The 19,955-nt window shown below is 66.8% G+C and carries 12 protein-coding genes and 1 riboswitch; of the genes, 6 read left to right on the forward strand and 6 right to left on the reverse strand.

Going from position 1 to position 19,955, the window contains the following annotated elements; all coding sequences use genetic code 11:
- The 5 genes from DX03_RS03585 to ilvC all read right to left on the reverse strand — a co-directional run bounded on the left by DX03_RS03585 (window position 1) and on the right by ilvC (window position 5,784).
- The gene (locus tag DX03_RS03585; RefSeq protein ID WP_425598293.1) at window positions 1-1,554 is read right to left on the reverse strand and encodes a 2-isopropylmalate synthase; all 1,554 of its coding nucleotides are present in this window, start codon (window positions 1,552-1,554) and stop codon (window positions 1-3) included.
- The gene (locus DX03_RS03590; RefSeq protein ID WP_038691847.1) at window positions 1,551-2,648 is read right to left on the reverse strand and encodes a threonine dehydratase; all 1,098 of its coding nucleotides are present in this window, start codon (window positions 2,646-2,648) and stop codon (window positions 1,551-1,553) included. Before DX03_RS03590 ends, DX03_RS03585 begins: the two co-directional genes overlap by 4 nt.
- Before the next feature lie 150 nt (window positions 2,649-2,798).
- Entirely contained in the window at window positions 2,799-3,053 is a 255-nt protein-coding gene (locus DX03_RS03595; protein ID WP_038686396.1) for an ACT domain-containing protein, read from the reverse strand.
- Window positions 3,037-4,770: an acetolactate synthase 2 catalytic subunit gene (gene ilvG / locus DX03_RS03600; RefSeq protein WP_038686398.1), complete on the reverse strand. Its 1,734-nt coding sequence runs from the start codon at window positions 4,768-4,770 to the stop codon at window positions 3,037-3,039. The genes DX03_RS03595 and ilvG overlap by 17 nt, the downstream gene beginning before the upstream one ends.
- Window positions 4,771-4,809: 39 nt before the next feature.
- Complete coding sequence (ilvC, locus tag DX03_RS03605) at window positions 4,810-5,784, reverse strand: ketol-acid reductoisomerase (RefSeq protein WP_038686400.1); 975 nt, start codon at window positions 5,782-5,784, stop codon at window positions 4,810-4,812.
- A 651-nt stretch (window positions 5,785-6,435) separates the two neighbouring features.
- Here ilvC and ggt point away from each other — a divergent pair.
- Complete coding sequence (gene ggt / locus DX03_RS03610; protein ID WP_038686402.1) at window positions 6,436-8,154, forward strand: gamma-glutamyltransferase; 1,719 nt, start codon at window positions 6,436-6,438, stop codon at window positions 8,152-8,154.
- A 282-nt stretch (window positions 8,155-8,436) separates the two neighbouring features.
- On the opposite strand, the gene DX03_RS03615 is transcribed toward ggt, so the two are convergent.
- Window positions 8,437-10,005, reverse strand: a complete 1,569-nt coding sequence (locus DX03_RS03615; protein WP_038686404.1) for a BCCT family transporter — start codon at window positions 10,003-10,005, stop codon at window positions 8,437-8,439.
- A gap of 246 nt (window positions 10,006-10,251) precedes the next feature.
- A riboswitch (TPP riboswitch) is annotated at window positions 10,252-10,353 on the forward strand.
- Window positions 10,354-10,465: 112 nt separating this feature from the next.
- Between DX03_RS03615 and thiC the strand changes: the two genes are divergently transcribed.
- The 5 genes from thiC (at window position 10,466) to DX03_RS03640 (ending at window position 19,637) form a co-directional block, all read left to right on the forward strand.
- The gene (thiC, locus tag DX03_RS03620; protein ID WP_038686406.1) at window positions 10,466-12,343 is read left to right on the forward strand and encodes a phosphomethylpyrimidine synthase ThiC; all 1,878 of its coding nucleotides are present in this window, start codon (window positions 10,466-10,468) and stop codon (window positions 12,341-12,343) included.
- 100 nt (window positions 12,344-12,443) lie between these two features.
- A complete protein-coding gene (locus DX03_RS03625) occupies window positions 12,444-13,121 on the forward strand; it encodes an ion channel (protein ID WP_038686408.1) in 678 nt (225 codons plus the stop codon).
- 250 nt (window positions 13,122-13,371) lie between these two features.
- Window positions 13,372-15,693: a winged helix-turn-helix domain-containing protein gene (locus DX03_RS03630; protein ID WP_038686410.1), complete on the forward strand. Its 2,322-nt coding sequence runs from the start codon at window positions 13,372-13,374 to the stop codon at window positions 15,691-15,693.
- Window positions 15,694-15,816: 123 nt separating this feature from the next.
- Window positions 15,817-16,698: a helix-turn-helix transcriptional regulator gene (locus DX03_RS03635; protein ID WP_038686412.1), complete on the forward strand. Its 882-nt coding sequence runs from the start codon at window positions 15,817-15,819 to the stop codon at window positions 16,696-16,698.
- Window positions 16,699-16,766: 68 nt separating this feature from the next.
- On the forward strand, window positions 16,767-19,637 hold the full coding sequence (locus tag DX03_RS03640; protein ID WP_038686415.1) for a TonB-dependent receptor plug domain-containing protein: 2,871 nt from the start codon (window positions 16,767-16,769) through the stop codon (window positions 19,635-19,637).
- Window positions 19,638-19,955: the final 318 nt, after the last annotated feature.

A 19,955-nucleotide genomic window follows, 5' to 3' on the forward strand; every position in this document is an offset into this window, starting at 1 on the left:
TTATGCCGCGGCGCTGGCCGCGGGTTGTTCGGCGGTGGCGTTGCGCTGGCGCAGCAGGCGGTTGGCCACGTCCAGCCAGGCCAGTGCGGAGGCTTCGATGATGTCGCGGCTGGTGCCGGTACCTTCGTACTCCACACCGTCGTGGCGCACGCTCAGGTTGGCCTCGCCCCGTGCATCGGCACCGATACCGACGCTGTGTACGTGGTAGCTGTCCAGCATCAGCTGCACGCCGGTGGCTGCCGACAGCGCGCCGAACAGCGCATCCACCGGGCCATCGCCCTGCGAGGTTTCGGCCACGCGGTTGCCGTCCGGGTCGGACAGTTCCACCAGGGCGTTGGCGCGGCTGCCCACGTCGCTGATGGTCATCGAGGCCAGGCGGTAGCCGTTCTGGGTGGCGCTGCCCTGCATCAACACCTGCAGGTCGGCGTCGGTGACCACGCGCTGTTGCTCGCACAGGGCCTTGAACTGTTCGAACACGTGCTTCAGTTCGTCTTCGTCCAGCCAGAAGCCCAGCGCACGCAGGCGCTGTTCAACCGCGGCGCGGCCGCTGTGGCGGCCCAGCACCATCTGCGAGGACTCCCAGCCCACGTCTTCCGGGCGCATGATCTCGTAGGTGCCACGGTGGCGCAGCATGCCGTGCTGGTGGATGCCCGACTCATGCGCGAACGCGTTGGCGCCCACGATCGCCTTGTTGCGCTGGACCGGCATGCCGACCAGACGCTGCAGCAGCTGCGAGGTGGACACGATGCGCGGGGTGTTGATGCGGGTGTCTTCCTCGTAGAAGGCGTTGCGCACCTTCAGCACCATGGCGATCTCTTCCAGCGAGCAGTTGCCGGCGCGCTCGCCGATGCCATTGATGGTGCACTCCACCTGCCGCGCGCCGCCTTCGATGGCGGCCAGCGAGTTGGCCACGGCCAGGCCCAGGTCGTTGTGGCAATGCGCACTGAAGATGATGCGGTCGCTGTCGGGCACCCCGGCGATCACCCGCTGGAACATGCCGCGGATCTCTTCGGGGGTGGTGAAGCCCACGGTGTCGGGCAGGTTGATGGTGGTGGCACCGGCGGCCACGGCCACGCGGGCTACCTCGATCAGGAAGTCTTCTTCGGTGCGGGTGGCGTCCTCGGCGGAGAACTCCACGTCGTCCACGTAACCGCGGGCCAGGCTGACGTGCTTGTGCACCGATTCCAGCACCTGCTCGCGGCTCATGCGCAGCTTGTGTTCGCGGTGCAGCGGGCTGGTCGACAGGAACAGGTGCAGCCGCGGATGGGCGGCCGCTTCCAGCGCCTTGGCCGAGGTTTCGATGTCGGTCGCCAGGCAGCGCGACAGCACCGCCAGGGTGGTCTGGCGCAGTTCGCGGCCGATCAGCGTCATCGCTTCGCGGTCGGACTGCGAACTGGCCGGGAAGCCGGTTTCGATGATGTCCACGCCCAGCTCGGCCAGGGCGCGGGCCATCACCAGCTTCTGCGGCGGGGTCATGCTGCAGCCGGGGGATTGCTCGCCGTCGCGCAGGGTGGTGTCAAAAATTCTAATGCGGGGGGAGTTGGGCGTGGTCACCAGGAGGTCTCCTCGACAGCGATGTCGGATGGGGTCACAAAGGAAGGGGAAGCAGCGGGAATCTTGGGTGGGGCGAGCGCGGTGGGCAGCGGTAGTCGCGTTCGCTCGCTGGCGCGGCGGCGGGGTTTGCGCGGGGGGCGCGGGCGGATGTCGGCCAGCAGCTGGGCCAGCACCATCGCGTCGATGTTGCCGCCGCTCACCACCGCGCACTTGCGCTTGCCGGCCACGCGGCGGCCCGCGGCCAACGCCAGGGCACCGGCGCCCTCGGCGATGACATGTTCTTCCAGGGCCAGCCGCACCAGGGTTTCGCGCAGCTCGGCCTCGCGCACGATCACCACATCGTCCAGCAGCGCGCTGCACAGCTTGCGGGTCAGGAAGCCGGGAATCTTCACCTTGACGCCGTCGGCCAGGGTGGCCACCGGGGTGATCTCCCGGATGTCGCCGCGGATGGCGCGGGCCATCGAATCGACGCCCTCGACCTGGGCACCGACGATGCGCACGCCCTGCGATTTCAGCGCCAGCGCCACGCCGGAGGCCAGGCCACCGCCGCCGATGGGCACGATCACCACGTCCGGCGCATGCGGCGCCAGTTCGATGCCCAGCGTGCCTTGCCCGGCGATCACGTCGGGGTCGTCGAACGCAGACAGGAAGCGGTAGCCGTGCTGGTCGGCCAGCGCACGCGCGAAGGCGTAGGCCTCGTCGTAGCTGGTGCCGTGCTGGCGCACGGTGGCGCCCCAGTGGGCCACGCCGGCGATCTTGGTGGCCGGTGCGCCGTGCGGCATCACCGTGATGGCCGGAATGTTCAGTCGGTAGGCGGCCCAGGCCACGCCCTGGGCGTGGTTGCCGGCCGAGGCGCAGATCACCGGGCGGTCGTCACCGCGTTCGCGCCCGGCCAGCAGCGCGTTCAATGCGCCGCGCACCTTGTAGGAGCCGGTGCGCTGCAGGTTTTCCAGCTTCAGCCAGACCCCGAAACGCTCGGCATAGTGCAGCGGGGTCGGCGGCAGATAGCGGCGCAGCCGCGCCTGCGCGGCCAGCACGTCGGCGACGCTTACGTCGCCTACGTCCGGTTCCTGCGGGGTACGGCTAGCCGGCATCACGCACCCGGCCATGGTGATCGTCGCGGCGCGGTACGCGCTGCGACGGCGCACGGTGCGACGTTGTGCATCCTGCACGCGCACCATTTGCACATCCATGTGCTGCGAGAAGAGACCTCCGTACCGGCACCGATGCAACGGTGCGGGCGTTCATGCGGATACTCCGGGTTCGAGCGCGCTGATGCGCACCGAAACACAGTCGTAGATCTTCTCGATCTGGCGGCACAGGGTTTCCGGCGGACGGCTGCTGTCCACCACCATCTGCAGGTGCCAGCGGCCGTTGTCGGCCGCGTTGGGCGCACCGGCGATCGCGCGCGGCGCGAAGCCGCGGCGTTCGGCCATGCCGATCACGCGCAGCAGCGCGCCCTCGGCGGGAACCAGCACCAGGTCAAGCCGGTATTGCATTGGGGAACTCCTGGGACTGATGGGCAGGGTTGCTTTCCAGCATGGTGCTGTTGGCGTTGTTGGGCGGCACCAGCGGCCACACGTTGGCGCGGGCATCGATGGCCACGTGCAGCAACGCCGGGCCCGGCTGGGCCAGCAGCGCGGCCAGGCCACCCTCGACGTCGTCGCGGGCCTCGATACGGGTGGCGGGAATGCCGAACACCTGGGCCAGCGCGGCGAAGTCCGGGTTGTCGGACAGGTCGATCTCGCTGTAACGCTCGGCGAAGAACAGTTCCTGCCACTGGCGCACCATGCCCAGCGAACTGTTGTCCAGCAGCACGATCTTCACCGGCAGGCGGCACCGCGCGATGGTGGCCAGCTCCTGCACGTTCATCATGAAACTGCCATCGCCGGACACCAGCACCACGGTGCGGTCGGGGCAGGCGAACTGCGCGCCCATCGCCGCCGGCAGGCCGAAGCCCATGGTGCCCAGTGCGCCGCTGGTCAGGTGGTTGCGCGGGTGGTTGAAGCGGCAGTGCTGGGCCACCCACATCTGGTGCTGGCCCACGTCGCAGGCAATGATCGCGTCGCTCGGGGCCAGCTCGCTCAGCCGCTTCAGCAGCGCCGGGGCGTAGATGTGCTTGCCCGGTGCGTCGTAGCGGGCGGCGAAGCGTTCGCGGTGGCTGCCGCAGCGCTTGCGCCAGGCCTCCTGCGACGCCGGCGTGGTGGCCGCGGCGGTCAATGCACGCAGCGCGCTGCCCACGTTGCCCGGCACGGCGATGTCGGCACTGCGCAGCTTGGAGATCTCATACGCATCGGCGTCGATGTGGATGACCCGCGCGAACGGGGCGAACTCGTTCAACTTGCCGGTGGCGCGGTCGTCGAAGCGCGCGCCGACCACGATCAGCAGGTCGCTTTCCTGCACGGCCATGTTGGCGGCGCGGGTGCCGTGCATGCCCAGCATGCCCAGGTAGTGCGGATGCTGCGGCGGCAGCGCGCCCAGCCCGCGCAGGGTCAGCACGGTGGGGATCGCGCTGGCGTCGACGAAGGCACGGAAGTCCTCCACCGCATCACCCAGCGCAACACCGCCCCCGGCGTAGATCACCGGCTTTTCGGCGGCGGCGATCGCGGCAATGGCCTGCGCCACTGCGTCGTCCTGCGGTGCCGGCGGCGGGCTGACCGTGGCCGGGGTGTGCGCCGGCAGGTGCGAGGCATCGGCGATCTGCACGTCCTTGGGCAGGTCGATCAGCACCGGCCCGGGGCGACCCTCGCGGGCGATGCGGAAGGCTTCGCGGACCACGCGCGGCAGGTCGTCCACCGAGCGCACCAGCCAGCTGTGCTTGACGATCGGCATGGTCAGCCCGAACACGTCCAGTTCCTGGAACGCGTCGGTGCCCAGCAGCGGGGTGGCGACCTGGCCGGTGATGCAGACCATCGGCACCGAATCCAGCATCGCATCGGCGATGCCGGTGACCAGGTTCGACGCGCCGGGGCCGGACGTTGCGACACACACGCCGACCTGGCCGCTGGCGCGGGCATAGCCGTTGGCGGCCAGTGCCGCACCCTGTTCGTGGCGGACCAGGATGTGCTTCAACCCTGAATCCACCAGGGCGTCGTAGAACGGCATGATGGTGCCGCCGGGGTAGCCGAACAGCGTGTGCACGCCCTCGGCTTCCAGGGCCTGCGTCAACCAGCGTGCGCCGTTGCGGGGCGCGGTGCTGTGTGCGGAGGTATTCATGCGGTGACCTTTACGAAAGCGGGTGGGGGAGCCGCGCGGTTACGCGGCTTGACTTTGCAACCAGACCATCTTGGCGCGCAGTTCCTTGCCTACCTTCTCGATCGGGTGCTCCAGGTCGGCCTGCTTGAACTTGTTGTAGTTGGGCAGGCCCGCTTCGTACTCGGCCACCCAGTTCTTGGTGAAGGTGCCGTTCTGGATGTCGGTCAGCACGTCCTTCATGCGCGCCTTGGTGCCGGCGTCGATGACGCGCGGGCCGCTGACGTAGTCGCCGTACTGCGCGGTCTCGGAGATGAATTCCAGCATGCGGGTGATGCCGCCTTCGTAGAACAGGTCCACGATCAACTTCAGTTCGTGCAGGACTTCGTAGTAGGCGATTTCCGGCTGGTAGCCGGCTTCCACCAGCGTTTCAAAGCCGGCCTGCACCAGCGCCGAGGCACCGCCGCACAGCACTGCCTGCTCGCCGAACAGATCGGTTTCGGTCTCTTCCTTGAACGTGGTCTGGATCAGGTTGGCACGTGCGCCGCCCAGCCCGGCCGCATAGGCCAGCGCGTACTCGGCGGCCTTGCCGCTCCGGTCCTGGTAGACCGCCCAGATGCACGGCACGCCCCGGCCGATCTCGTACTCACGGCGCACCAGCGCGCCCGGGCCCTTGGGCGCGACCAGCACCACGTCCAGGTCGTCACGCGGCTTGATCATGTCGAAATGCACGTTCAGGCCATGCGCGAACAGCAGCACCGCGCCCTGTTTCATGTTCGGGGCGAGGACGTCCTCGTACAGTTTCTTCTGGACCATGTCCGGGGTCAGCACGGCGACCAGATCCGCATCCTTGACCGCCTCGGCCGGGGCCTTGACGGTGAAGCCATCGGCCTGCGCCTTGACCTCGGTGGGGCCACCCGGGCGCAGCCCGATGACAACGTCGAAGCCGGATTCACGCAGGTTCAGTGCGTGGGCGCGGCCCTGGCTGCCGTAGCCGACAACAGCGATCTTGATCTGGGGCAGGTCGTTGGTGCTCATGGGGGAGGTCCTTTGGCGGAAATAAAAAGATGGCCGACGGTCAGCGACGCGTCGGCCAGTCAGGGGAAGGGGTGGCACGCGCAGCGCCACAACCGCACGCATCCGCCGTGGGGGCGGTGGGCATGAAGGCGGTGGTGGCGGACGGGCGGGTCATGGCGGGAAGGGCAACTCGGGAAGGGGGAGGAAAATGAGGAGGCTCTGAAACGAAAAAACCCGCACCTGGGTGGGTGCGGGTTTTGATGGATACCTGGCAGTCTTGCTTACACGCCGGTCCGTCCCGCACCTGTTGGTTGGGTAATAAGTACGAGGACAAGAAGCGAACGGATCGACGCCCCGCCGGTGTCGGCGTGCTCGATGGATTCGCGGATGGCTGTGCGCTGCAACATGAGATCGAGAAAACCACAGCGGTTTTAAGGCTGTCAACCCTGGCAGGCATATTTCCAACAGTTTCGCCTGCATCCAGCGCAAAGCCCCGCCACGCAAGGATGGTTGCGGTTGAAATCGTTGCGGTGAACCCGAATTCACTATTTTGCAGGCACGTTCTGCGCGGATTTCGGTGCCGATGCGGCCCACGGCATGACCATTGTGGGATGCCATCGCGGCCGCTCTGCCGCCACTATCGGTGTGGCTACCACCCATCAGGAATCCCCCGTGTCCCGACGACTTGCCCGCGGCCTGCTTGCCGCCGCCGTGCTGTGTGCCCTTCCCATCGCCGCCAGTGCCGCCGACCGCGTCACCGGCCATCCCTTCGCCACCCGCTCGGAGGTGATCGCCCCGCACGCGATGGCCGCCACCTCGCAGCCGCTGGCGACCCAGATCGCGCTGGACGTGATGAAGGGCGGCGGCTCGGCCGTGGACGCGGCGATCGCCGCCAACGCCGCGCTGGGCCTGATGGAGCCGACCGGCAACGGCGTCGGCGGCGACCTGTTTGCCATCGTGTGGGACCCGAAGACCCAGAAGCTTTACGGCTACAACGGCTCGGGCCGGTCGCCCAAGTCGCTGACCCTGGCCGAGTTCCAGCGCCGCGGCCTGAAGGAGATCCCGGCCACCGGCCCGCTGCCGGTCTCGGTGCCGGGCGCGGTGGACGGCTGGTTCGCGCTGCACGAGCGCTTCGGCCGCAAGCCGATGGCCGACAACCTGGCCCCGGCCATCCGCTACGCCCGCGAGGGCCATCCGGTGGCCGAGGTGATCGCCTACTACTGGGACCGCTCGGTGCCCAAGCTGTCGCAGTACCCGGGCTTCAAGGAGCAGTTCACCGTCAACGGGCATGCGCCGCGCAAGGGCGAGATGTGGAAGAACCCGAACCTGGCCAACACCCTGGAACAGATCGGCCGCGGTGGCCGCGATGCCTTCTACAAGGGCGACATCGCCCGCACCATCGGCAGCTACTTCAAGGCCAACGGCGGCTACCTGAGCTACGAGGACATGGCCAGCCACCACGGTGAGTGGGTGGAACCGGTGAGCAGCAACTACCGTGGCTACGACGTCTGGGAGCTGCCGCCCAACAGCCAGGGCATCGCAGCGCTGCAGATCCTGAACGTGCTGGAGGGCTACGACTTCTCGAAGATCCCCTTCGGCTCGCCCGAACACGTGCACCTGTTCGTGGAAGCCAAGAAGCTGGCCTTCGCGGACCGCGCACGCTTCTACACCGATCCGGCGTTCCACCCGGCACCGGTGGAACGCCTGGTCTCGAAGGGCTACGCGGCGCAGCGGCGTGCGTTGATCTCGATGGACAAGGCCCTGCGCGAAGTGCAGCCGGGCACGCCGAAGCAGCTGCAGGAAGGCGACACGATCTACATGACCGTCGCCGACGCGGACGGGATGATGGTGTCGCTGATCCAGTCCAACTACCGCGGCATGGGCAGTGGCATGGCGCCCCCGGGGCTGGGCTTCATCCTGCAGGACCGCGGTGAGATGTTCGTCCTGCAGAAGGACCACCCGAACGGCTACGCGCCGGGCAAGCGCCCGTTCCAGACCATCATTCCCGGCTTCGTGACCAAGGACGGCAAGCCCTGGATGAGCTTCGGGGTGATGGGCGGGGCGATGCAGCCGCAGGGGCACGCGCAGATCGTGATGAACATGGTCGACTTCGGCATGAACCTGCAGGAAGCCGGCGATGCGCCGCGCATCCAGCACGAAGGGTCGACCGAACCGACCGGGCAGGCCACGGCGATGAGCGACGGTGGCGAGGTCAACCTGGAAACCGGCTTCCCGTACGAAACGGTGCGCGCGCTGATGCGCAAGGGCCACCGCGTCACCTTCGCCGACGGCCCCTACGGCGGCTACCAGGCCATCCTGCGCGACCCGGACACCGGCGTGTACTACGGCGCCTCAGAAAGCCGCAAAGACGGCCAAGCCGCAGGCTATTAACCCAACGCGGCGGGGTAGAGCCGACCGTTGGTCGGCTGCTCTCCTCAACTCACCGACCCACTGTCAGAGGGGCGCGGTGGGTGGGTTGGCGGGACCCTGAGCCGCATGGATGCGGCGACGGAGCTTACATGGGTGAGGGCACATTGCTTGCGAGGCACTGCCTCGCATGTGCCCGAACGCACAGCCGCCAGCGGCTGGGCCGGGCCGCGGAGCGGGACTTGCAGCGTGTCCCGTCAACCCACCCGGCGCGACCCTGCCACCGACAGCGCAACGGTGTACGCCCTACGGCGCCCGCGCCGCCTCATCCCGCGTCTCTTCCTGCGCGGCGATCTCCCGCTCGATCCACTCGTCCATCATCCGCCGTGCCCGCTGCGCACGCCGGCGCTGCAACGCGTACTCCATATCCAGCACCCGGTACAGCGACCACATCACCAGCAGCATCAACAGCGCGAACGGCAAGGCCGCAATCGTGATCATGCCCTGCAGCGCGGTCAGCCCACCGGCCAGCAGCAACACACCGGCAATCAGCGCGATCGCCACGCCCCACACCATCCGCCGCGCCAACGGCGGGTCACCTGCCTCCTCGGTGGACATCGTGGCCAGCACCAGCACCGCCGAGTCGGCCGAGGTCACGAAGAAGATGATCAACAACACCAATGCGACAACCGACAACACCATCGGCATCGGCAGGCTGTCGAACATCGTGAACAGCACCGTCTCATAGCCGTTGCCCAGCGCCTGCGCCAGGTCCACGTGGCCGAAGATCTGCGACCACAGCGCGGTGCCGCCAAACACCGAGAACCACAGGAAGCCCAGCACGCTGGGTGCGATCACCACGCCCAGCACGAACTCGCGGATGCTGCGCCCGCGCGACACCCGCGCAATGAACGAGCCCACGAACGGCGCCCACGCGATCCACCAGGCCCAGTAGAAGATCGTCCAGTCGGCCACCCACGTGCTGCCCGAGAACGGCGACATGCGCAGGCTCATCGTCACCAGCGAATTGAGGTAGGACCCGATGGTGGTGGTGAACGTATCGAAGATGAACCCGGTCGGCCCCAGCACCATCACCAGCGCCAGCAATACCGCCGCCAGCCCCAGGTTGAAGTTGGACAGCCACTTGATGCCGCGGTTCACCCCGCTGGTGGTGGAGGCCATGTACAGCACGAACGCCACCGCGATGATGGTCAGCTGCACCGGAATCGAATCCTGGATGCCGAACACGCGGTGCAGGCCGGCCGCGATCTGGATCGTACCGAAGCCCAGCGTGGTGGCCACGCCGATCGCGGTGGCCACCACCGCCGCCACGTTCACCACCGTGCCCATCCAGCCGCGGTGATGCGCGCCGATGATCGGCTGCAACAGATCACTGATCAGGCCGCGGCCATTGCGGTTGAACTGGAACCACGCCATGGCCAGCCCGATCAGCGCATAGATCGCCCACGGATGCAGGCCCCAGTGGAAGAACGCGTAGCGCATCGAGGCACGGGCCGCCTCCATGCTCTGCGGTGCCAGGCCTTCCGGCGGCTTGACGAAGTGCGAGATCGGCTCGGCCGCGCCCCAGAACACCAGGCCGATACCCATGCCGGCGGCAAACAGCATCGACATCCAGCTGGCGTTGGAAAAATCCGGCTCGGCATCTTCGCCGCCGATGCGCAGCGAGCCCAACCGCCCGAAGGCCAGGTACATCAGGAACGACAGCGTGATGAACACCACCAGCAGGTATAGCCAGCCGGTGCTGCGGATGATGTGGCCCAGGCCACTCTGGATCACGTCGTTGAAGGGGCCGGGCGCGAGGCCGGCGATCAGCACCAATGCAATGATCAGTGCGATGGAAATGCGAAACACCATGGAGGAGTTTCTCCGTACAAAGGGGGCGAGCGAATGCCTGCCGTCTCCAGCGCTGCCGAGGCGGCGGCTGGGGCGATTCAAGCCGGTCGATGCCGGTTGCGGAACTCCAGGGCGGACCAGCCAGACGGCCATTCCGCGCCGCAGCATTCTAGCGGATGGCAGATCAGCGCCTTTTTCACGTTCCAGCCGCTGTCTGCACGGCCTCGGGCCGGACGCGGCAATTGCGTCAGGGTTGTGGTCTAATTCGCCCCGAAGCGGGGGTACCGCGGCCCAGTGGCCACGGTTGAGACAGTCCCTTCGAACCTGATCCGGTTGATACCGGCGTAGGGATGCTTCGCAATGCTGACGCAATGCGCCGTAGGGCTGCCCCGCCCGAAGACCGCCCGTGTTGCGTCCGTCGTGCGCCGCCGCTTCGTCCGTTCCGCCTATTCCTGGGCGGAACCCGATCCAGGACGAAGTCATGAACGCAGCGCTTTCCTCCCTGCAGCAGCAGGCCCAGCAACTGTCCGAATCGGTCACCCGACCCATTCCCGGCTCGCGCAAGATCCACGTGCCCGGCTCACGCAGCGACCTGCAGGTGCCCATGCGCGAGATCGTGCTGACCCGCACGCCGACCCTGTTTGGTGGGGAAGAGAACGCGCCGGTCACCGTGTATGACACATCTGGCCCGTATACCGATCCGAATGCGCGCATCGACCTCTCCTGCGGCCTGCCGCCGTTGCGGGCCGGCTGGGTGGCCGAGCGGGGCGATACCGAACTGCTGCACGGCCTGAGCTCCAGCTTCGGGCGGGCGCGCGAAACCGACGCACGCCTGGACGCGGTGCGTTTTCCGTCGCGGCTGCAGCCGCGCCGTGCGGTGGCCGGCGCCAACGTCACCCAGATGCACTACGCACGGCGCGGCATCATCACCCCGGAAATGGAATTCGTGGCCATCCGCGAGAACCAGCGCATCGAGGCCATCCGCGATGCCGCGCTGCTCAGGCAGCATCCCGGGGAGTCTTTCGGCGCGTCCATCCCCGCGCGCATCACGCCCGAATTCGTGCGCGACGAAATCGCCCGCGGCCGCGCGGTACTGCCCAACAACATCAACCACCCGGAAAGCGAGCCGATGATCATTGGCCGCAACTTCCTGACCAAGATCAACGCCAACATCGGCAACAGCGCGGTGTCGTCGGGCATCGCCGAGGAAGTGGAAAAGCTGGTGTGGGCGATCCGCTGGGGCGGCGACACGGTGATGGACCTCTCCACCGGCAAGCACATCCACGAAACCCGCGAGTGGATCCTGCGCAACTCGCCGGTGGCGATCGGCACCGTGCCGATCTACCAGGCGCTGGAGAAGGTGGATGGGCGCGCCGAGGAACTCACCTGGGAGATCTTCCGCGACACGCTGATCGAACAGGCCGAGCAGGGCGTGGATTACTTCACCATCCACGCCGGCGTGCTGCTGCGCTACGTGCCGCTGACCGCCAAGCGCGTGACCGGCATCGTCTCGCGCGGTGGCAGCATCCTGGCCAAGTGGTGCCTGGCCCACCACAAGGAGAACTTCCTCTACACGCACTTCGAGGACATCTGCGAGATCATGAAGGCCTACGACGTGACCTTCTCGCTCGGCGACGGCCTGCGCCCCGGCTGCATTGCCGATGCCAACGATGCCGCCCAGTTCGGTGAGCTGGAAACCCTCGGCGAGTTGACCAGAATCGCCTGGAAGCACGACGTGCAGACCATGATCGAAGGCCCGGGCCACGTGCCCATGCAGTTGATCAAGGAGAACATGGACAAGCAGCTGCGCGAATGCGGCGAGGCGCCGTTCTACACGCTGGGGCCGCTCACCACCGACATCGCGCCGGGCTACGACCACATCACCAGCGCGATCGGTGCGGCCATGATCGGCTGGTACGGCACCGCGATGCTTTGCTATGTCACGCCGAAGGAACACCTGGGCCTGCCCAACCGCCAGGACGTGCGCGACGGCATCATGGCCTACCGCATCGCCGCGCATGCCTCGGACCTGGCCAAGGGCCACCCCGGCGCGCAGGTGCGTGACAACGCACTGAGCAAGGCGCGCTTCGAGTTCCGCTGGGAAGACCAGTTCCACCTTGGCCTGGACCCGGAGAAGGCCAAGGAATTCCACGATGAAACCCTGCCCAAGGACGCGCACAAGCTGGCGCACTTCTGTTCGATGTGCGGCCCGCACTTCTGCTCGATGAAGATCACCCAGGACGTGCGCGACTATGCCGCCGAACACGGTCTGTCCGAACAGGACGCGATCGAGGAGGGCATGGCCGACAAGTCGGCGCAGTTCCGGGACCTCGGCGCGCAGGTCTACCGGCAGGAATGAGGCCGGTGCCGGGGCGGCGGGCCGTCGCCCCGGTGCTCATGCGGCAGGGGCGGCAAGCGCGCTAAGCTCGGCGGCGAACGGGGCAGGGAAGGGATCTGGCATGGCAATCGCACGTACCACCAAGTGGCTGGCCATCGCACGGCGGCATCCGTCGGCGTGGTTGCTGGCCGTGCAGTTGCTGGGCGTGCTGCTGTACCCGGCGATGGACGAAGCCGGGGCCAGCCGCGCGGTGTTCGGTGCGTTCGGCATCGCCGTGCTCGGCCTGGCCCTGTGGGTGGTGCGGCGCAGCCCGTTGGGCATGTGGCTGGCGCTGCTGCTGGCCATCCCGGCGGTGGTCTTCTCCATCGCCGGGGCACTGCTCGACAGGCCCACCCTCACCACCACCGCCCAGTTGCTGGAATGCCTGCTGTACTTCTATACCGCCGGCAGCCTGACCGCCTACATGCTCCAGGACCACAAGGTCACCCGCGACGAACTGTTCGCGGCCGGGGCAACGTTCACCCTGTTGGCTTGGGCATTCGCGTTCGCCTTCTCGGTCTGCCAGCAGTGGTACCCGGGCAGTTTCCTGGCCACCAGCGAGAGCGAATTGCGCACCTGGATGGAGCTTCTTTATCTCAGCTTCAGCTTGCTGTCCGGGGTGGGTTTGAGCGACGTGGTGCCGGTGCATCCGCAAGCACGCGCACTGGTCATGCTGGAGCAGTTCGCAGGCGTGATGTACGTGGCTTTGGTGGTCTCGCGACTGGTCGGATTGACCATGATCAAGCGTGTACAAAGCTGAATCGCAGATAAAAAATTCGCGCCCGAAGGCGCGAATACTGAAGCGATTTATGTGAATTCGTCGGCGAGAGAGAGCCTGATGTTGGCCGCACGCACAGGCGCGGTTAACCGGCATAGGCTAGTATTCGCGCGCTTCAGTTGTTTTACGGTTTGCGCTGATGGCATGTGCGGAATCTGGCGGTTCGTTCGATCGGTGTCGGTTGCGATGAATGCTGCGTTCCTGTTGTTCTGCAGTCCTTCGTACCACTGGAATGATCAGCAACATTAGTGAGCCTCCTTCGGCCGATGTCGTGCGTATCGGCAGCTGCACCGTCACGTTGTCCTCGCGCGAGGTCACGGTGCCCGGTGCGCGTCGCGTGCGCCGGCTCACCCCCAAGGCGCTGGGCGTACTGAAAGCGTTGCTGCGTTCGCCCGGTGCGGTGGTCACCCGCGATGAACTGTTCGCCGAGGTGTGGCCCGACACCCTGCCCACCAATGATGTCCTCACCCAGGCTGTCACCCAGCTGCGCAAGGCGTTTGCCAGCGACGACGGCGACGGCGCCGCGTACATCGAAACCATCGCCAAGACCGGGTACCGCCTGCTGGTGCCGGTACGCATGCTGGCCGACGATCCCGTCGTGCCGGCGGCCGCCGAACCGGACGTGGCGCCTGCGGCCAACGCGGTAACCCCTGCGCCAGCGCGCACCGCACCTGGCCCGGCAACGGCGTCGGTACGCAGCCGCTGGCGGCGCCACCGTCGCTACGTGCTGCTGGCCGTTGGGCTGGCCATGCTGGTGGCGCTGCTGGTGATGGCCGCATTGCTGCTGCAGCGCCCGTCGGCCGAGCCCGGTTCCAGCGGCGTGCTGGAGGATGGCAGCCGGGTGATCGGCAGCCCACAGCGGCCGTACCGGCTGATCACCGCCACGGCCGGGTTCGAGACCTATCCCACGCTGTCCCCGGACGGTTCGCAGGTTGCCTACGAGGCCGACAGCAGCGCCCGCAATGGCAGCTCGGTGAAAGTGCAGACGTCCGGCAACGCGCCGGCGCGGCTGCTGGCCGAAACCCCGGACGGCTATTCCGACCGCTTCCCCAACTGGTCGCCCAACGGGCGCGACATCGCGTTCGCGCGGTTCGGGCCGGGCGGCAGCTGCGAGGTGCTGATCGCCAGCGCCACCGGCGGCGCGGTACGTCACGTCACCCGCTGTGACGGCACCGAACTGCTCAGCTTCGACTGGACCCCGGACGGGCGCGGCCTGGTGTTCGGCTCCCTGGCCGGCGCGCATGCCCACCGCGGCATCCGCGTCCTGGATATCGCCAGTGGGCGTTGGACGCCGCTGGCCTACGAGGTGGCCGAGGACAGCTTTGATTACGCGCCGCGCTACTCGCCCGATGGGCGCTGGATCGTGTTCGTGCGCAACCCGCAGATTGGCGATCTGTGGCGTCTCCCGGCCAGCGGCGGGGTGCCCGAACAGCTCACCGCCGATTCGGCCGAGATCCGCGGCTGGGCCTGGCGCGGTGACAGCCGCCACATCGTGTTCGGCCGCCGCGTGGACAGCGAATCGCGCCTGTATGAACTGGATACGCAGAACCGCACGCTGCGCGATGTCGGCATCGACGATGCGCAGTCACCGGCGGTGTCGCGCCACAACGAGATGCTGGCCTTCGTGCATCGCAAGGCGCAGTTCGGTCTGTTCCGGGTGCCGCTCAAGGACGGCCAGCCGGGGCAACCGCAACGCCTGTTCCCCTCCAACGGCCGCGATGGCCAGCCGATGCTCGCCCCTGACGGCCGGCAACTGGTGTTCACCTCCGACCGGTCCGGCAATTACGGCCTGTGGTGGGCGGACCTGACCCGGCCCGACTCGCTGCGCCCGGTGGAAGGCCTGCGGCCGGAAACGCGGCAGGCTGCGGACTGGTCGCCGGACAGCACGCACCTGCTGGTGTCCGGGCGCGATGCGCAGGCCAACCCGGTGATCTATGAAGTGTCACCGCGCGATGAGCAGGTGGTGGCGTTGCCGGTTCCGGTCGCCCAGCCGCTGCAGGCCCTGTATGGCGGCGACAGTGACCACGTGCTGATCGTCGACCGTGACGCGCGCGAGCGGCTGCGGCTGTCCCTGTTCGATCGTCGGCAGTCGCCGTGGCGGCTGCTGGCCAGTATCGAAGGGGTGTCGCAGGCGCGCTTCGACCGCAGCGCGCAACGGGTGCTGTTCACCCGGCTGTCGGCAGGCGGGCTGTGGTCGGTGGATGCGCAGCTCAGCACCGGCAGCATCCAGCAGGTCAGCGAAGACCGGCCATCGCGCTGGCGCTACCGGACCTGGACGGTGGCACGCGATGGCAGCGTGGACTACCTGTCCAATGGCGCCGCCTGCGCCACGCTGTTTTCGCGCATCAACGCCGGCGCTGCCCGCACCGAGCACTGCCTGGACGTGGATCGGCTGAGTGCCGGCAACGGCTTCAGTGCGCAACCCGATGGCAGCGCCCTGTATGTGGCGCTGGCGGTGGCCGACGGTGCCGACATCGGCGTGATGCCGCTGCCCGAGGCCCCGGTGGCGGTCTTCTCGGCGGTGTCCAACGCCCTGTTTTTGAAGGGAAAATAGTCTTCGTACTTCTTTCGTATCGGCCTCGTGTCGAATTCGGATGAATCTCGTAGGACTTTCCTGACCTGGCTCGCCTGATTTGGCAAAACGTTTGCCCCGCAACGGCAAACACGGTGTGCAGTCATGCGTCAGCTTTCCTTGGCCGATCGCGGCCAATCGCTTTCCCTGGACAAGATCGTCGACGACGGTCCGCTGCCCACCTGCCTGGGCGTGGCCCGGCTCGGCAGCCTGCAGACCGCCGGCGCAACCTTCACTGTGTGGATGCAGCTGCGTGGCAGCGCGTGGGTGGAATCCAAGGAAGGTCGCTTCCGCCTGCGCCAGCGCGAATGGATTGCCTTCGAGAAAGAATCCAAGCCGATGATCCAGGCCGGCCGCGATGGTCTGTGCATCGGCCTGAGCCTCACCCCCGATGCATTGCGCGCGCTGGGCGAGCTGGAAGACTGCAGCCTGTATGCCGGCCGCGGCAGCATGAGCCGCGCCGAAGTCCGCGTAGCGCTGCGCCTGTGGCGCGATGCACTGGCCAGCGGCCAGCCAGCGCAGGCATTGCGCCCGGTGCTGCTGCATCTGGCCTCTCTGCAGCGCGTGCTGGCCACCGGCGTGCAGCGTTGCCCGGGCCGTTCGCGCGTGCGCAAGCGCCAGGTGTTCGGCCGCATGCAGCGTGCGCGCCTGTACCTGGAAGGCAACAGCCACCGCGTGGTGCGCATCGGTGAACTGGCCGAGCTGACCAACTTCTCCAGCTGGTACTTGTCCAAGACCTTCCAGAGCCTGTATGAAGAAAGCCCGCAGTCGCTGTCGGCACGCCTGCGGCTGGAGCGCGCGGCGGACCTGCTGCGTGATACCGACATGATGATCGGCGAAGTCGCCGCTGCCAGTGGATTTGACAACTGCTGCAGCTTTGCAAGGGCGTTTCGGGCACGTTACGGGCAGTCTGCGTCAGGCTTCCGCGAGGGCGGTGGAATGCTCCCGCCAAAGTCGGCAAAGCCATCGGTTGCTTCCCGCAAATAATTAACCGCAACGCAATCGTAACTTTCCGAGGCGGTTTAACACGCTACTAACGTACCTCGGAGAGATAAATGAATTTTCGTACTCCTGCAGTGCGGCTGGGCCTTCTGCCCGCCGGCATTGCGCTCGCGCTGTCGCCGACCTTTGCCTCGGCGCAGGAAGCTGCAGCCGGCACCACTGACCTGGATCGCATCTCGGTCACCGGCTCGCGCATCCGCGGCGCCAACATGGAGACCCAGCAGCCGATTCTGACGATGACGCGTGAAGCCCTGGAGAAGCAGGGTTTCTCGAACGTCGCTGACGTGCTGAACAACCTCACCTCGGCCGGCTCCCCGGCCATCTCGCGTTCGGATTCGCTGTCCTCGGGCGAGAACGTGGGCGGTTACTACGTCGACATCCGCAACCTGGGCGCCCAGCGCACCCTGGTGCTGATGAACGGCAAGCGCCTGGGCGCCACCACGGCCGGTTACCAGGATCTGAGCCAGATCCCGATGGCTGCCGTGGAGCGCATTGAAATCCTGAAGGACGGCGCGTCCTCGATCTACGGTTCGGACGCCATTGCCGGCGTGGTCAACGTGATCACCCGCAAGAACTTCGACGGTGGCGAAGCCAGCGTCCGCGTTGGCCAGTACGGCAACGGCGACGGCGACGAACAGCAGTACTCGATGCTGCTGGGCGCGTCCGGCGAGCGCGGCAGCCTGACCCTGGCGGCCGAATACTCCAAGCAGGATCCGGTGTGGGCCAAGGACCGCTGGTACAGCCGTGATGGCGGCCGTGGTCCGAATTCGGTTGCTGGCGACGGCAGCCCGATCACCGAGACCGGCAGCTGGTGCAACCCGTTGCAGGTCAACTGCGGCGACTCCAAGACCGCCGTGTGGAAGACCCTGAACCCGGGCGGCGATCCGAAGAACCCGAATGACTACCACGTCCTGACCGAAGACGAGTACGTCAATTCGAACGAGCAGATGAGCCTGCTGACCGGTGTGGAGCGCAAGTCGCTGTACATCAACGGCACCTACGACTTCACCGACCGCATCAGCCTGAACACCGATGTGCTCTACAACGAGCGCAACACGTTCCAGCAGATCGCCGGCTACCCGTACCAGTCCAGCGCGTCCAACATCAAGACCCCGCTGTCGGCCTCCAGCGCCTTCAACCCGACCAACGTCAATGGCGTCGGTGGCAAGGACATCGAGTTCCGTCGCCGCCTGTGGGAAGTGCCGCGCACCACCGACAGCCAGCTGAAGACCCTGCGCTTCGCGCCGACCGTCAGCGGCTACTTCGAAGTGGCTGACAAGACCTTTGATTGGGACGTCGGTGCACTGTGGAACCGCAATGAGTCGATCAAGACCCAGCGCGGTGACATGAGCCTGATCGGTTCGCGCAAGGCATTGGGCCCGTCCTACATCGATGCAGGCGGCGTGGCACGTTGCGGCGTTGCCGGCGTTGTGGATCCGTCCCTGGCCGACTGCATTCCGTGGAACCCGCTGCTGCCGTACGGCGTGGCTGGCCAGGGTTCGCTCGCCGACCCGGCGCTGCAGGAATACCTGTTCCCGACCTTCACCACCCGTGGCGTCACCAAGACCACCAGCTTCACCGCCAACCTGGCCGGTTCCATCGTGACCCTGCCGGCCGGCGACCTCGGCTTCGCCGTGGGCGTGGAGCACCGCAAGGAAGAAGGCTCCTACGTGCCGGACGCCTTCGCGCAGTCCGGCCAGTCCACCGGCCTGGGCCAGAAGTCGACCCAGGGTGAGTACGATCTGAACGAGGTCTACCTCGAACTGAACGTGCCGATCCTGGCCGACATGGCGTTTGCCAAGGAACTGACCCTGAATGTTGCCAGCCGTTATTCGGACTACAGCAACTTCGGCGGCACCACCAACAGCAAGTTCGGTCTGACCTGGCGTCCGATGGACGAGCTGCTGGTCCGCGGCACCTATGCCGAGGGCTTCCGCGCTCCGACCATCTCCGATCTGTACGGTGGCCTGAGCTCGAGCTTCGAGCGTTACACCGATCCGTGCGCCGTGGGCGTGTCGGGCAGCGTGGCTGGCAATGCCGCCTGCCTTGCCGGTGGTGCACCGGCCAACTACGTGCAGCTGGGCCAGGGCAACGTGCCGTGCTCGACCACGCCGTGCCAGTCGGGTGACCAGTTCGTCTCCGGCGCCAACCCGAACCTGTCGCCGGAAACCTCCAAGAGCAAGACCATGGGTCTGGTCTGGAGCCCGCGTTGGGTGCAGGGCCTGGACATCTCGCTGGATTGGTACCGCTACGAGATCAGCGACATGATCATCGAAGACAGCGTCGACCGTATCCTGCGTGACTGCTACGTGCTGGGCAATGCTGGCCGTTGCAGCGGCGTGACCCGTGCGGCTGATGGCCACATCAGCGGCATCACCTACGGCACCGCCAACCTCGGCAAGATGGAAACCGAAGGTTACGACCTGGGCATCAAGTACCGCCTGCCGGAGCTGGCCATCGGTCAGTTCAGCATCGACTGGCAGACCAGCTACCTGGCCAAGTACGACGAAGCCAACCAGAACAGCGCCGGCGACAGCATCATGATCGGCAAGGTTGGTCAGGACGCGCTGTTCCGCGTGCGTTCCAACCTGGGCGTCAACTGGGCGATGGGCGACTTCGGTGTCAACTACACCGCGCGTTACTACTCGGGCCTGAACGAGCCGTGCATCGACATCGGCTGCACCGATCCGGACCGCTTCGCCTATGGCGAAACCGCTCCGCTGCGCAAGACCGGCTCCAACACCTTCCATGACCTGCAGGTCAGCTGGAAGGCACCGTGGGATGCCACCATTGCGGTCGGCGCGAACAACGTGTTCGATCACAAGGGTCCGCTGATGTACTCGCAGCAGAACTCGAGCTTCGCCTACTACGGCGGCTTCGATATCGGCCGCTTCCTGTACATGAAGTACACCCAGCGCTTCTGATCCATCGAAGCTCTGTTGCAGTAAAAAAGGAGGGCGGACCGCAAGGTCCGCCCTCTTTGTTTGTGCCGGGGCCTGAGCGTTCCACCCTCCCGGTTTCGATGCTGCGGCCACAAAAAGGTTCTGAGGGAAGCGTCTCGTTGCGAGGGCCGTCGCAGCGTGAGCACGACGGTGCGCGGGTGGCCGGGCGTGCAGGCGCCGTTCGGATCGGCTGGTGTCTCCGATCAGGCTGGTCGCGAACGTGAGGGCCCCGCAGCAGCCGGTAGGCCCCTGGCGCAAATGTCCCCCGGCCGCGGGGCGGCCTCCTCCTTTATTTTGCCC

This window comes from Stenotrophomonas rhizophila (genome assembly GCF_000661955.1).
Classification (GTDB): Bacteria; Pseudomonadota; Gammaproteobacteria; order Xanthomonadales; family Xanthomonadaceae; genus Stenotrophomonas; species Stenotrophomonas rhizophila.